Source organism: Burkholderia sp. AU19243 (genome assembly GCF_018148075.1).
Taxonomy (GTDB): Bacteria; Pseudomonadota; Gammaproteobacteria; order Burkholderiales; family Burkholderiaceae; genus Burkholderia; species Burkholderia latens_A.
Map to the genome: position 1 here is coordinate 240,954 of NZ_JAGSTV010000003.1, position 13,971 is coordinate 254,924.

General features: G+C 67.5%; 13 protein-coding genes. 4 read left to right on the plus strand and 9 right to left on the minus strand.

Going from position 1 to position 13,971, the window contains the following annotated elements; translation table 11 throughout:
• The first annotated feature begins 111 nt into the window (after nt 1-111).
• Entirely contained in the window at nt 112-864 is a 753-nt protein-coding gene (locus KDW55_RS07345; protein ID WP_040142134.1) for a HesA/MoeB/ThiF family protein, read from the plus strand.
• Nucleotides 865-936: 72 nt separating this feature from the next.
• Here the strand turns inward: KDW55_RS07345 and ptsP are convergent, their stop codons facing one another.
• From ptsP to KDW55_RS07380, 7 genes are all read right to left on the minus strand, one after another.
• Nucleotides 937-2,709, minus strand: coding sequence for a phosphoenolpyruvate--protein phosphotransferase (gene ptsP / locus KDW55_RS07350; protein ID WP_040144800.1), 1,773 nt, complete (start codon nt 2,707-2,709; stop codon nt 937-939).
• A gap of 201 nt (nt 2,710-2,910) precedes the next feature.
• The gene (locus KDW55_RS07355; protein ID WP_006763311.1) at nt 2,911-3,180 is read right to left on the minus strand and encodes an HPr family phosphocarrier protein; all 270 of its coding nucleotides are present in this window, start codon (nt 3,178-3,180) and stop codon (nt 2,911-2,913) included.
• Nucleotides 3,181-3,256: 76 nt separating this feature from the next.
• On the minus strand, nt 3,257-3,727 hold the full coding sequence (locus KDW55_RS07360) for a PTS fructose transporter subunit IIA (protein ID WP_040142137.1): 471 nt from the start codon (nt 3,725-3,727) through the stop codon (nt 3,257-3,259).
• 231 nt (nt 3,728-3,958) lie between these two features.
• A complete protein-coding gene (gene gshB, locus KDW55_RS07365; protein WP_040142140.1) occupies nt 3,959-4,915 on the minus strand; it encodes a glutathione synthase in 957 nt (318 codons plus the stop codon).
• Between the two features lie 25 nt (nt 4,916-4,940).
• Complete coding sequence (gene gshA / locus KDW55_RS07370; RefSeq protein WP_069241780.1) at nt 4,941-6,230, minus strand: glutamate--cysteine ligase; 1,290 nt, start codon at nt 6,228-6,230, stop codon at nt 4,941-4,943.
• A 242-nt stretch (nt 6,231-6,472) separates the two neighbouring features.
• Nucleotides 6,473-7,981, minus strand: coding sequence for an ammonium transporter (locus tag KDW55_RS07375; RefSeq protein WP_069241781.1), 1,509 nt, complete (start codon nt 7,979-7,981; stop codon nt 6,473-6,475).
• Nucleotides 7,982-8,010: 29 nt separating this feature from the next.
• Nucleotides 8,011-8,349, minus strand: a complete 339-nt coding sequence (locus tag KDW55_RS07380) for a P-II family nitrogen regulator (protein ID WP_006398175.1) — start codon at nt 8,347-8,349, stop codon at nt 8,011-8,013.
• A gap of 356 nt (nt 8,350-8,705) precedes the next feature.
• Between KDW55_RS07380 and KDW55_RS07385 the strand changes: the two genes are divergently transcribed.
• On the plus strand, nt 8,706-8,957 hold the full coding sequence (locus KDW55_RS07385) for an accessory factor UbiK family protein (protein WP_040142145.1): 252 nt from the start codon (nt 8,706-8,708) through the stop codon (nt 8,955-8,957).
• Nucleotides 8,958-9,208: 251 nt separating this feature from the next.
• On the plus strand, nt 9,209-10,867 hold the full coding sequence (locus KDW55_RS07390) for a YifB family Mg chelatase-like AAA ATPase (protein ID WP_069241782.1): 1,659 nt from the start codon (nt 9,209-9,211) through the stop codon (nt 10,865-10,867).
• Nucleotides 10,868-11,198: 331 nt separating this feature from the next.
• Here the strand turns inward: KDW55_RS07390 and KDW55_RS07395 are convergent, their stop codons facing one another.
• Nucleotides 11,199-11,771 carry a hypothetical protein gene (locus KDW55_RS07395; protein WP_040142149.1) on the minus strand — a complete coding sequence of 191 codons (573 nt, stop codon included), beginning with the start codon at nt 11,769-11,771 and terminating at the stop codon, nt 11,199-11,201.
• Nucleotides 11,772-11,932: 161 nt separating this feature from the next.
• Between KDW55_RS07395 and KDW55_RS07400 the strand changes: the two genes are divergently transcribed.
• Complete coding sequence (locus KDW55_RS07400; RefSeq protein WP_040142151.1) at nt 11,933-12,469, plus strand: TlpA disulfide reductase family protein; 537 nt, start codon at nt 11,933-11,935, stop codon at nt 12,467-12,469.
• 91 nt (nt 12,470-12,560) lie between these two features.
• On the opposite strand, the gene KDW55_RS07405 is transcribed toward KDW55_RS07400, so the two are convergent.
• Nucleotides 12,561-13,916 carry a sigma-54 dependent transcriptional regulator gene (locus tag KDW55_RS07405; RefSeq protein ID WP_069241783.1) on the minus strand — a complete coding sequence of 452 codons (1,356 nt, stop codon included), beginning with the start codon at nt 13,914-13,916 and terminating at the stop codon, nt 12,561-12,563.
• Nucleotides 13,917-13,971: the final 55 nt, after the last annotated feature.

The window sequence follows — 13,971 nt, forward strand, 5'->3', positions numbered from 1 at the left end:
GCCATCGCGGGAAGACCGCGATGGCCCGTTTTTCATGTGCGCCTAGAATACGCAGACACACGCGAAACGCGCCCGCGCCGCCGCCGGCGGCCTGCATCGCCCGACCTCCCCATGAACGACGATCAACTCCTCCGCTATTCCCGTCACATCCTCGTCGACGAAATCGGCATCGAGGCGCAGCAGCGCTTCCTCGACGCGCATGCGATCGTCGTCGGCGCGGGCGGACTCGGCTCGCCGGCCGCGATGTATCTCGCGGCGTCCGGCGTCGGCACGATCACGCTCGTCGACGCCGACACGGTCGACCTCACGAACCTGCAGCGGCAGATCCTGCACGCGACGGCGTCGGTCGGCCGCAGCAAGGTCGAATCGGGCCGCGACACGCTCATGCGGCTGAACCCGGAGGTGACGATCGATGCGGTCGCCGCACGCGTGGACGACGCGTGGCTCGACGAACACGTGCCGCGCGCGAGCGTCGTGCTCGACTGCACCGACAATTTCGCGACACGCCATGCGATCAATCGCGCGTGCGTCGCGCACGGCGTGCCGCTCGTGTCCGGCGCTGCGCTGCGCTTCGACGGCCAGATCAGCACGTTCGACTTCCGCGACCCTGCCGCGCCCTGTTACGCGTGCGTGTTCCCGGAAGACCAGCCGTTCGAGGAAGTCGCGTGCGCGACGATGGGCGTGTTCGCGCCGACGGTCGGGATCATCGGCGCGATGCAGGCGGCCGAAGCGCTGCGCGTGATCGGCGCGATCGGCACGACGCTCAGCGGCCGGTTGATGATGCTCGATTCGCTGCGGATGGAATGGACGACGATGAAGATCGCGCGCCAGGCCGATTGCCCCGTGTGCCAGCGGCGGCACTGACGCGCGCAATGCATGCGCGCAAGCGCGCATGCATGACGTTTCGCTACATTGGCGAATGTGCGGTGCAGCGGTTCAGGCCGCAGCGTCCGCGCGCGGCTCCGCGACCGCTAGGCGCTTGAGCGCCGCCTGCACTTCCTCCGGCTCGAACGCGGCCAGCACGTCGGCCGTCGGCTTCTCGAGCGACTTCAGGTGCGCGCGCAGAATCTCCTGCTTCACGACCAGCAGCTGGCTCGGATGCATCGAGAACTCCGTGAGCCCCATCCCGAGCAGCAGCCGCGTAAGCGCCGGGTCGCCCGCCATCTCCCCGCACACCGACACGGACACGCCCGCGCGCTTCGCTTCGCGCAGCGTATAGGCGATCAGGTGCAGCACCGCCGGATGCAGCGGGTCGTACAGATGAGCGACCGCGTTGTCCGCACGATCGATCGCGAGCGTGTACTGGATCAGGTCGTTCGTGCCGATCGACAGGAAATCGAAGCGCTTCAGGAACAGCGGCAGCGCAATCGCGGCCGCCGGAATCTCGATCATCGCACCGACGCGCACGTTCGGATCGTATGCGAGCCCCGCGTCGTCGAGCTGGCGCTTCGCCTCACGGATCAGGTCGAGCGTCTGGTCGATCTCCTGCGCGTGCGCGAGCATCGGGATCAGGATCTTCACCTGCCCGAACGCGGACGCGCGCAGGATCGCACGCAGCTGCGTGAGAAACATCTGCGGCTCGGACAGGCTCCAGCGGATCGCGCGCAGCCCGAGCGCCGGATTCGGCGCAGTCTCGTAGCCTTCGTCGAGCGCGTCGAGCGGTTTGTCCGCGCCGACGTCGATCGTGCGGATCGTCACCGGCATCCCCTTCATCCACTCGACCGCGCGCTTGTAGGCGGCGAACTGCTCTTCCTCCTCGGGCATCTCCTTCTGATGCATGAACAGGAATTCGGAGCGGAACAGCCCCACGCCGACCGCGCCGGCCTCGACGGCCGCCTTCGCGTCGTCCGGCAGCTCGATGTTCGCGTACAGGTCGATCTTGGTGCCGCACAACGTTTGCGTCGGCGAGAATTTCAGCCGCTGCAGCTTGCGCTGCTCGAGCAGCTTCTCGGACTGGCGATACGAATATTCCTCGAGGACGATCGGCGCCGGATCGACGATCACGATCCCCTGGTCGCCGTCGACGATGATCAGGTCGTCCTGGCGGATCAGCGAACTCGCGTGCTGAACGCCGACTGCGGCCGGGATGCCGAGGCTGCGCGCGACGATCGCCGTGTGCGACGTGCGGCCGCCGAGATCCGTGACGAACGCCTGGAACGACTGCGACTTGAACTGCATCATGTCGGCCGGCGCGATGTCGTGCGCGACGACGATCATCTCGTTCTGGCCGCGCGCGGCCGCGCCATCGAGCGCCTGCGACGCGGATGGCGCACCGGCGAGTGCCTTCAGCACACGCTCGACCACCTGCTCGATGTCGGCCTTGCGCTCGCGCAGGTATTCGTCCTCGATATCGTCGAAGTGGCGCGTGAGCAGCTCGAGCTGCTCGGTCAGCGCCCATTCGACGTTGTAGCGGCGCGTGCGGATCAGGTCGATCGTTTCCTGCACGAGCATCGCGTCGTTCAGGATCATTGCGTGCACGTCGATGAACGCGCCCACTTCGGTCGGGGTGTCGTCGGTCAGGTCGGCGCGCAGCGCGTCGAGCTCGCGGTTCACGACCTCGCGCGCGGTACGGAACCGCTCGACTTCGGCATCGATCTGGTCGGCGTCGACGAGATAATGCGCGACGTCGAGCGCCGCCGGCGCGATCAGATACGCTCGCCCGATCGCGATACCACGTGAGACGGGAATGCCATGCAGCGTGAACGACACGCGCACCTCCTCTGTACATGTAAAGCCGCGGCACACTGCTGCGATGCGCTTATGACCCCGGTTGTCGATTATAAATTCCGCGCGTGCCCGCTGACTGCATGCAGCGCAGCATTGCGCGTTTCGCATCAATGTTACGGACGAAAAAAATGCCGCGGAAAACGCGGCATTCTGCATCGAAACGACAATGATCCCGTGCGGGCATCACTGGCCTTCGCCGAACTTGTCCGCAATCAGTTTCAGCAGCGCGTCCATCGCTTCCTTCTCGTCGGGACCGTCGGTCTCGATCGTCACCGTGCTGCCGATACCGGCCGCCAGCATCATCACGCCCATGATGCTCTTCGCGTTGATCTTGCGCCCGTTGCGCGTCATCCAGACTTCGGACTGGAAGTTGCCGGCCAGCTGCGTGAGCTTGGCGGACGCGCGTGCATGGAGCCCCAATTTATTGACGATCGTGGTTTCTTGTTGAAGCATGATTCTCGGTCGGGTCGGTCGCGGCCGCCGACGACGGGCGTCGGCGGATCGGTCTAAAACAGGAAAAACGGGCCGGTCAGTGCGATTCGGTGCGCGGTTGCGGCTCCGGCGGAATCGGCGCGCACTGGCCGCAGCCGACTTCGGTCGGCGGCGGCGGCGTGCCGGCCGCCACTTCGTGAACGCCCTTCGCGCCGCCGGACAGCGCCTTGTCGACGAGCTTGTCGAGCGGCACGGTGCGGTAGCAGACTGCGCGCACGAGCATCGGCAGGTTCACGCCGGCGAGCACGCGCACGTTGTCGAGCTTCGCGAGCTGGCCCGCGATGTTCGCGGGCGTCGCGCCGTACATGTCGGTCAGGACGACGACGCCGTTGTCTTCCCTGAGCCGCGCGAGTTCCGCGTGAGCGAATGCCATCACCTGGGCCGGATCGCTATCCGCCAGCACGTCGATACAGCCGATGCGCGCGGGCACGCCGCCATAGATGTGCGCGATGCAGTCGCGCAGCGCGGTGGCGAGCGGCGCGTGCGCGATGATCAGGATCCCGGCCATGTCAGCGTGCTCCCGCCCGCGGCTGGCGGGCCGACGCCCCGCGGCGGGGCAACGAGCATAGCGAGTGAGGGAAGCGTTTCATGTTCAGCCTTGCAACGGTTTCGGCCCGACCGCCGGGCCTTCGGCGCGCTGGTCGCGGCACCGGGCAAGCGGGCATTGTAGCAGGCCGATCGAACCGCTCCGGCGACGGGGGACCTGCGCGGCCGCCGCCGGGCTTGCGCGCGAAACGGGCTACGCGGCCGCCCGCTCCAGCGCGTCGATGAACATTGCGGCGACGTCGAAGCCCGTCTGCTCCATGATCTCGCGGAAGCAGGTCGGGCTCGTCACGTTCACCTCGGTCAGCCAGTCGCCGATCGCGTCGAGCCCGACCAGCAGCAGCCCGCGCGCGGCCAGCACCGGCCCGAGCGTCTCGGCGATCTCGCGGTCGCGCGGCGTCAGCGGCTGCGCGACGCCGAGCCCGCCCGCGGCCAGATTGCCGCGCACCTCGCTACCCTGCGGAATCCGCGCGAGCGAATACGGAACCGCCTCGCCCGCAATCAGCAGGATCCGCTTGTCGCCGGCGGTAATCTCGGGAATGAACTTCTGAATCATCAGCGAGCGCGTGCCGTCATGGCCGAGCATCTCGATGATCGCGCCGAGATTCATCCCGTCGGCCTTCACGCGGAACACGCCCATCCCGCCCATCCCGTCGAGCGGCTTCACGATCACGTCGCCATGCTCCGCGTGGAATGCGCGCAAACGCGCGGCGTCGCGGGTCACGAGCGTCGGCGCGACGAACTGCGAGAACTCGCCGATCGCGAGCTTCTCCGAGTGATCGCGGATCGACTGGGGTTTGTTGAACACGCGCGTGCCCGCACGCTCGGCCAGCTCGAGCATCCACGTGGCCGTCACGTATTCCATGTCGAACGGCGGATCCTTGCGCATCAGCACCGCGCCGAACGACGTCAGCCGGCGCGATTCGTGCGCGCCCGCCTCGTACCACGGGTAGCGGTGCAGGTCGGCAGTGTCGCCGACGATCGTCACGCGCTGCACGTCCGCCTCGACGCCCGAGCCCGTCCACGCGAGCTGGTGCGGCTGGCATGTGTAGATCGCATGCCCGCGCCGCGCGGCCTCCGCCATCATCGCGTAGGTCGAATCCTTGTAGATCTTGAAGCGCTCGAGCGGGTCGGCGATAAAGAGAATGTCCATGCGGGTCCTGTACGTAGCGAAGCCGTTACACCTGGATGGCTTCGGGATCGGTCTTTTCCAGTTCGATCGACGACGCGATCAGCGACAGGCGCGCGACGACGCCGTACATGTAGAAACGGTTCGGCGGCGCAGCGCCCGGCTTCGCGCCGGCATCCGGCAATGCGGTGTGCTCGAAGCCGAGCGGCACGTAGTGCATGCCCGGCGCGTTCAGGTTCTGGTCGCGCTCGCGGCCGCCGTGGGTGCGGTAGAAACCGCCCACCACGTAGCGGTCGATCATGTACACGACCGGCTCCGCAACTTCGTCGCCGACGCGCTCGAACGTATACACGCCTTCCTGCACGATCACGTCGCGCACCGCAAGCCCGGCCTTCGACTCGGCCATCTGCGCACGCTCGGCCTTCGACATGCGGCCGATCTCGGCCGCGTCGTGCACGGTCATCACGCCGCGCCCGGCGGTGCCCGCGTCGGCCTTCACGACGACGTACGGCTTTTCGCTGATACCGTATTCGCGGTATTTGCGCGCGATCTTCTTCAGCACGCCGTCGATCGCGTCGGCGAGCGCCTGCTCGCCTTCATGCGCCTGCCAGTCGACCCCTTCGACGTGCGCGAAATACGGATTCACCATCCACGGATCGACGCCGACCATCTTCGCGAACTTCTTCGCGACGTCGTCATAGCAGGAGAAGTGCGTCGACTTGCGGCGCACGGCCCAGCCCGCGTGCAGCGGCGGCAGCAGGTACTGCTCGTGCAGGTTTTCGAGCACGGCCGGGATCCCGGCCGACAGGTCGTTGTTCAGCAGGATCGAGCACGGATCGAAATTCTTCAGGCCGAGGCGGCGCTGCGAACGCTCGAGCGGCTCGAGCACGATCTTCTGGCCGTCGGCGAGCGTGATCGGCGTGATGTCGGTGATGCTCGAATCGAGCGAGCCGAAGCGCACGTTCAGGCCGGCCTGACGCATGATCGTCGCGAGCCGCGCGACGTTTTCCAGGTAGAACGCGTTGCGGGTCGGCAACTCGGGAATCACGAGCAGGTTCTTCGCGTCCGGGCAGATCTTCTCGATCGCGGCCATCGCGGCCTGCACGGCGAGCGGCAGCACTTCGGACGGCAGATTATTGAATGCGCCGGGAAACAGGTTCGCGTCGACGGGCGCCAGCTTGAAGCCGGCGTTGCGCAGGTCCACCGAACAATAGAACGGCGGCGTGTGTTCCTGCCATTCGAGCCTGAACCAGCGTTCGATCGCAGGCGTCGCGTCGAGGATCTTCTGCTCGAGTTCGAGCAGCGGACCGTTCAACGCGGTAACGAGGTGGGGAACCATGAATCACTCGCGAGCGGGAGAATGAAGATTGTAGAGCAATTGCCCTGCCCATTTGGGGATTGTTCCCGGCTTCACAAGGATATGGAGGAAGTTTTCGGCTATTGACCCGATAGAGTGAAGGGTCATCCGCTCCGGCAGCACGCAGCAGGAGAAAAAAAGCCCGCCGGGTGGGCGGGCCGAAGTCGCTGCGCTCATTCGGGGCGGGCGCCGTCTGCGCGGCGGCCCGCGTTCAATCTCATGACTTATTCGACATGCTCGCCGTGCAGGATCACGTCGAGACCTTCGCGCTCTTCCTCTTCGGTCACGCGCAGGCCGATCGTCAGGTCGATCAGCTTCAGCAGCACGAAGCTCAGCACGCCGCTGTAGACCAGCGTGATCAGCACGCCCTTCGCTTGCAGCATGAGGCTGCCGTCGGCGCCGCCGATGTCCTTGACCGCGAACACGCCGGTCAGCAGTGCGCCGAGAATCCCGCCCACGCCGTGCACGCCGAACGCATCGAGCGAATCGTCGTAGCCGAGCTTCGACTTGAGCCACGTCGCCGACCAGAAGCAGATCACGCCCGCCGCGACACCGATCACGAGCGCGCCCGCCACACCGACGAAGCCGGCTGCCGGCGTGATCGCCACGAGACCGGCGACCGCGCCCGACACGATGCCGAGCACCGACGGCTTGCCCTTCGCGATCCACTCGGCAAACATCCAGCCGAGCGCCGCGCACGCCGTCGCGACTTGCGTCGTCAGCATCGCGAAGCCGGCACGGCCGTCGGCCGCCACCGCGGAACCCGCGTTGAAACCGAACCAGCCGACCCACAGCATCGAGCCGCCGATCATCGTCAGCACCAGGTTGTGCGGCGCCATCGATTCACGACCGTAGCCGACGCGCTTGCCGAGCACCAGGCACGACATCAGGCCCGCGATACCGGCGTTGATGTGCACGACCGTGCCGCCCGCGAAGTCGAGCACACCGTCTGCCGACAGCCAGCCGGTCGGCTCCCACACCATGTGCGCGATCGGCACATAGACGATCAGCGACCAGAGCGTCATGAACACGAGCATCGCCGAGAACTTCATCCGGTCGGCGAACGCGCCGCAGATCAGCGCCGGCGTGATGATCGCGAACGTCATCTGGTAGACGAAGTAGACCGACTCGGGGATCGTCGTCGCGAGGTGGCTGACGGTCAGCGTGGTCGCCTTGTCGCCCTTGATGTAGTTCATGCCGTGCAGGAACACGCGCGACAGGCCGCCGATGAAGCCGTTGCCCGGCGTGAACGCGAGGCTGTAGCCGATCACCGTCCACAGCACCGTGATCAGCGCGGTGATCGCGAAGCTCTGCATCACCGTCGCGAGCACGTTCTTCTTGCGGACCATGCCCGCATAGAACAGCGCGAGGCCGGGGACGGTCATGAACAGCACGAGCGCGGTGGACGTTAGCATCCACGCGGTGTCGCCGGCACTGATCTTCGACGAGTCGACGGAGAACGGCGCGGTCGGGGCCGCAGGTGCGGCAGGCGCGGATGCGGCGGCGGCGGCCGATGCGTCCGCGGCGCCCGAAGCGGGTGCGGCGGCGGCGGTTGCCGATGCGTCGGTGGCGGCAGGCGCCGAAGCAGCCGGCGCGGATGCCGTTGCGTCGGAAGCCGTTGCAGCGGGCGCGGACGCGGCCGCGGCGGAAGCCGCGTCGTCGGCGAGCGCGGGGCCAACGCCGGCCGCGATCAGCGAGCCGGTCATCAGCAGGGACATCAGAAGTTTGCGCATCTCAGGTTTCCTCTTGTCGCTTGTCTTTGTTACAGCGCGTCAGCGCCTGTCTCCCCGGTCCGGATCCGGATCACCTGTTCGATCGGCGTGACGAAGATCTTGCCGTCGCCGATCTTGCCGGTGCGCGCCGCCCGCTCGATCGCCTCGACCGCCTGGTCGACGAGATCGTCGGACACGGCCGCCTCGATCTTCATCTTCGGCAGGAAATCGACCACGTATTCGGCGCCCCGGTACAGCTCGGTGTGCCCCTTCTGGCGCCCGAACCCTTTCACCTCGGTCACCGTGATGCCGGAGACGCCGAGCGCGGACAGCGCTTCTCGGGTCTCATCGAGCTTGAACGGCTTGATGATTGCGGTAATGAGTTTCATGAAGTCCTCTCGCTGGGTGGTCCCGTCGAATTGGTTGGAATGTTGTAACGGTTCTCTCCTCAGCAACTCGCATGCCATGTTTGCGCGAGCACCGCGTCGAATGGCTTCGAAGCGGGGTCGCATCGTCCGTTGAAAGGTGCGGAAGCCCGGCCGAATGGCCAACGTGGCCCGGTTTGCTGGCGCGCCGAAAGGATCGTTGCTAGAGTGCACGCACGTCCCGGCTCACCGGGCCATTCACCCATGCGGGCGCCATGCCCGGATTTCGCGCTACTGGCGCACCATTTCCGGTCATGTGTGCATCATGGGCACGTACGCAACTGAAGATGCACATTTTTTGTGCAAGGAAGGGATATCTCATGAAGCAACCCAGCGATGTTTTCAACGATCTGCAGTCGCGCGTCAGCGACCTGCTGAAAAACTCGCCGGCGAAGGATGTCGAGCGCAATGTGAAGGCCATGCTGTCGCAAGGCTTCTCGAAGCTCGATCTCGTCACGCGCGAGGAGTTCGACACGCAGGCACAGGTGCTCGCCCGCACCCGCGTGCGTCTCGAGGAGCTCGAGAAGCGCGTCGCCGAACTCGAGCAGCGACTCGCCGCATCCCAGGCCTGACGCCTCACCCGACCTGACGGTCCGGGCGCGGGCCGCCCCGTGCGGCCCGCGCCTGCCACGCGGATGTCGGCAAGCCATGCGGCAGGCCGCTCCGTCGTTCTTCGCAGTCCCCCGTTCTTCGCTGTTCGTCGTTCTTCGCTGTACCTCGTTCTTTCCCGCGCCACGCCGGCACGCGCGCACCGATTCCTCCGATTCCCGTGGCATGCGGCCCCCCATCGTGCCCGACCGATTCCATTTGCAGGAGCCTCGCCATGTCGCTTGCTGTGGTGCGCAGTCGCGCGCCGGCGGCCGGCCGCGCGCCGGACGTCACCGTCGAAGTCCATCTCGCCAACGGGTTGCCGTCGTTCTCGATCGTCGGCCTGCCCGATCTCGAAGTCCGCGAAAGCCGCGAGCGCGTGCGCGCCGCGCTGCAGAACTGCGGATTCGACTTCCCGGTCAGGCGCATCACCGTCAATCTGGCGCCGGCCGACCTGCCGAAGGAGTCGGGCCGCTTCGACCTGCCGATTGCGCTCGGCATCCTCGCGGCGAATGGCCAGATCCCGGCCGATGCGCTGGCCGGGCGCGAATTCGCGGGCGAGCTGTCGCTGACCGGCGCGCTGCGGCCGATGCGCGGCGCGTTCGCGATGGCGTGCGGTGCGGCGCGCGATTGGCGCGCGAGTGAAGGCGCGGATGGCTTCGGCCCGAACCTGGATTCCGGCGCGCGTCTTGGTGCCGATAGCGGCCTCGCGGCGGGTCTTCCTGGCACCTCCGATTGCTGCGCAGCCGCCAGCGCGACGGCCCGGTCCCGTCCACCCGAGCTCTACCTGCCGCTCGACAGTGCGGCCGAGGCCGCGCTCGTGCCCGGCGTCACCGTGTTTGGCGCATCCGACTTGCCCGCGTTGTGCGCGCACCTCGCCGGTGCGCCGGACGCGCGCCTCGTGCCGGTTGCCGCACCGTGCGTCGACGGCGTGCCGGCGCCCGCCGCTCCCGATCTCGCGGACGTCGTCGGACAGCGCGGCGCACGGCGCGCGCTCGAAGTAGCCGCGGCAGGCGGCCACCACATGCTGATGGTCGGGCCGCCCGGCGCCGGCAAGTCGATGCTCGCCGCGCGGCTGCCCGGCCTGCTGCCGCCGCTGACGGACGACGAAGCGCTCACGTCGGCCGCGCTGCTTTCCGCGAGCCGGCTCGGCTTCTCGCCCGCCCAGTGGCGCCGGCGGCCGTTCCGCGCCCCCCATCATTCGTCGAGCGCGGCCGCGCTGGTCGGGGGCCGTAATCCGCCGCAGCCGGGCGAGATCACGCTCGCGCACCTCGGCGTGCTGTTCCTCGACGAGTTGCCCGAGTTTGACCGGCACGTGCTCGAAATGCTGCGCGAGCCGCTGGAAGCGGGCCGCATCACGATCTCTCGCGCAGCGCAGCAGGCCGACTTCCCGGCCGCATGCCAGTTGATCGCCGCGATGAACCCGTGCCCGTGCGGATGGCACGGCGACCCTTCCGGGCGCTGCCGCTGCACGCCGGACGCCGCCGCGCGCTACCTGCGCAAGCTGTCCGGGCCGCTGCTGGACCGGATCGACATCCAGATCGACTTGCCCGCGCTGTCGCCGGCCGAACTCGCGTCGCGCGCGACGGCCCCCGGCGAGCCGAGCGCCGCGGTCGCCGCGCGGGTCGCGCACGCGCGGGCGCTGCAGCTCGAGCGTCAGGGCAAGACGAATCACATGCTGAGCGGCCGTGAAACCGACGACCTGTGCCGGCCGACCGACGACGGCGAGCGACTGCTGCGCGAGGCCGGCGAGCGGTTCGGCTGGTCGGCGCGCGCGTATTTCCGCGTGCTGAAGGTCGCACGGACGGTCGCCGATCTGGCCGGCGACCCGATGCCGACAGCCGCGCAGATCGCCGAAGCGATCCGCTACCGGCGGGCGCTCACCGCACTGTGAGCGCCCTCGGAGGACAAAATACGGCTGTCAAGACTTGACTTATGCACAATTTCGCGAATCCGGGGCCGGCGCCGACGTCGCCACGACCGAATTCGCGCAGAATCTCTATCTCTTTGTTTTAATTGACTTTTATCGAAAGGGCCGGAAGCCGTTAAAAATACCGGAAAGCCGTCCGGCGCGGCTCTGCGGGAGATGAGCCCGACTTTTCAACAAAGTTATCCACATCCGCTGTGGATAGCCCAAAAATCCCCGCAAAATCCGTCGATTAGCGTCGAAAGCTGCGAACGAACTTTCAGTTGTCACAGCGTGTCGGCACGCGTCACCGGCCCTGTCAGTCGAGCTTGAACGAGCCGAAAAACTGGTCGAACTGCTCCTGCGCGAGCGGGCCGTCGGCGATCACCACCGCCTGGTACGCGTGCCGGCCGCGTGCGACGAGCCGCGCGACGATCGTCTTGTGCGCATGGTCGCCGCCGCTGGCCGCGCCCGCGACGCGCAACTCGAGCCCGGCCACCGCGCCGCCCGCCGCAAGCGGCACCGCCACGGCGGCCGTCTGCGGCGCGCCTTCGAGATTGCGCGACAGCCCCGTGCGCAGAAATTCCAGCGCGGCGCGCCGCGTGTCGTCGCGGTCGTCCGGCAACGTCAGCGTGCCGACCGCGAACACCGCCCCGTCGACGTGCGCAGCCTGCATCCGCATCGGCATCGACGCGCCGCCGACCGCCACCGGCTGGTCCTCGACGGTCGGCTTCGCCGGCAGGTCGATCGTATAGCCGGCGTCGTTGTGCAGCGTGCGCCAGTCATACGACGGCGAACACGCGGCAAGCGCCGCGCCCACACACGCGAGCGCGGCGAAGTGTCGCAGTAAACGAAAAAGGGGACGCAATGAATCGACGGCTTCCTTCGGCATGGCGGTGACGGGCAGGCAAAACCGCCATTATCCGCTGAAGCCGACACCGGAGATGCGCGGGCGCCGCCGGTGCGCGCGCCGCATTCGCGCTAAAATAGGCGCCGAATTTCGACGTCCTTTGCATCGATCCGCGCGATCGACCGACTCCGAGAGCACCGCAGATGAACACCACGCCTCCCGCCCGGCGCCGCACCGGGCCCGCCCGCTATATCGCCGCGGCCGTCGTCGTCGCCGCGATCGCCGTCGCCGGCTTCTTCGCGTTCAACGGCAAGTCCACCGTGCCGGACGCCACCTTCACGCTGCTGTCGGGTCAGAAGGTGTCGACGGCCGGCGACCTGAAAGGCAAGGTCTACCTCGTGAACTTCTGGGCGACGAGCTGCGCGACCTGCATGCAGGAAATGCCGCAGATGGTCGAGACCTATAACCGCTTCAAAGGCCAGGGGCTCGAATTCGTCGCGGTCGCGATGAATTACGATCCGCCGATGTACGTCGCAAACTACGCGCAGACGCGCCAGCTGCCGTTCAAGGTCGCGCTGGACGACGGCAGCGTCGCGAAGCAGTTCGGCAACGTGCAACTCACGCCGACGACCTTCGTCGTCGACAAGGACGGCAAGATCCTGAAGCGCTACGTCGGCGCCCCGCAATTCGCGGAACTCGACGCGCTGCTGAAGAAGGCGCTCGACGGCAACGCGGCCTGAGCCCCGCGCGCCGCTACCGCCCGACTGACTCGCAGCGCGCCAGACGGCGCGCTGCTCCGCACAACGGACCGCACTGCGGTCCGTTCGTTTTTCAGCGCTCGCCGTCGCCTTTCGCCGACAGCCCGTAGCGCTTCATCTTCTCGTACAACGTCGCCTTGCCGACATGCAGCCGATCGGCTGTCGCGGCGACCGCGCCGCCCGTCTGGTTCAGCGCCTCGGCGATCACCGCGCGCTCGAACTGCTCGATGCGCTCCTTCAGCGTCTGGTCGTTCTCCGCCGCGTCGTCGTTCGCGCCCGCGTGCTGCGGCATGTCCGCGACGCCGAGCACGAAACGGTCGGCGGCATTGCGCAGCTCGCGCACGTTGCCCGGCCAATCGCGCTGCATCAGGCTCGCACGCTGCCGGTCTGTCAGCACCGGCGCCGGCCGCCCGTAGCGCACGGCGGCATCCAGCATGAAGTGCTCGAACAGCGGCACGATGTCTTCGCGGCGCTCGGCGAGCGGCGGCAGCGCGATCGTCACGACGTTGAGCCGGTACAGCAGGTCGCGCCGGAACGTGCCGGCCGCGACGAGCTCGCTCATGTCGCCCTTCGCGGCCGCGACGACGCGGCAGTTCACGCGGATCGGCTGATTCGAGCCGAGCCGCTCGAGCACGCCGTCCTGCAGCACGCGCAAGAGCTTCACCTGCAGCGCGAGCGGCATGCTTTCGATCTCGTCGAGGAACAGCGTGCCGCCGGACGCGTACTCGAGCTTGCCGACGCGCCGCTTCGCGGCGCCGGTGAACGCACCGGGCTCGTAGCCGAACATCTCGGACTCGAACATCGGCTCGGGCAGCGCGCCGCAGTTCACCGCAATGAACGGCTTGTCGCGACGCGGCGACAGCTCGTGCAGGCTGCGCGCGATCAGCTCCTTGCCGGCGCCGGTGTCGCCGTTGATCAGCACCGATGCATCGGTGGGTGCGACGTTCGCGATCAGCTTGCGCACCTGTTCGATCGCCGGGCTGCGGCCGATGATGCGCGGCGCGACGATGTTCTGCCCGGCCAGCTCGCGCCGCAGCGCATGGTTCTCGAGCACGAGTTCGCGCCGCTCGAGCGCGCGACGGACCGTCTCGATCAGCCGCTCGGCCGCGAACGGCTTTTCGATGAAGTCGTACGCGCCGTCGCGCATCGCCTGCACGGCCATCGAGATGTCGCCATGACCGGTGACGAGAATCACCGGCACGTCGGGCACGCGCTCGCGGCACTGCGCGAGCAGATCGAGCCCGCTCGCGCCGGGCAGCCGGATGTCGCTGACGATCACGCCGGCGGTTTCCGCGACGATCGCCTTGTCGGCCGCCTCCGCCGATTCGAACCCGGCGACGTCGAACCCCGCGAGCTGGAGGCTCTGCACGCTCGCCCGGCGAACGAGCGCATCGTCTTCGATATAGATCACTTGCAGCCGGTTGGCCATCGTAGTCACTTGCTCCTGACAGGCCGCGCGGCGCAATCGCGCGCGGCTCTCGTTG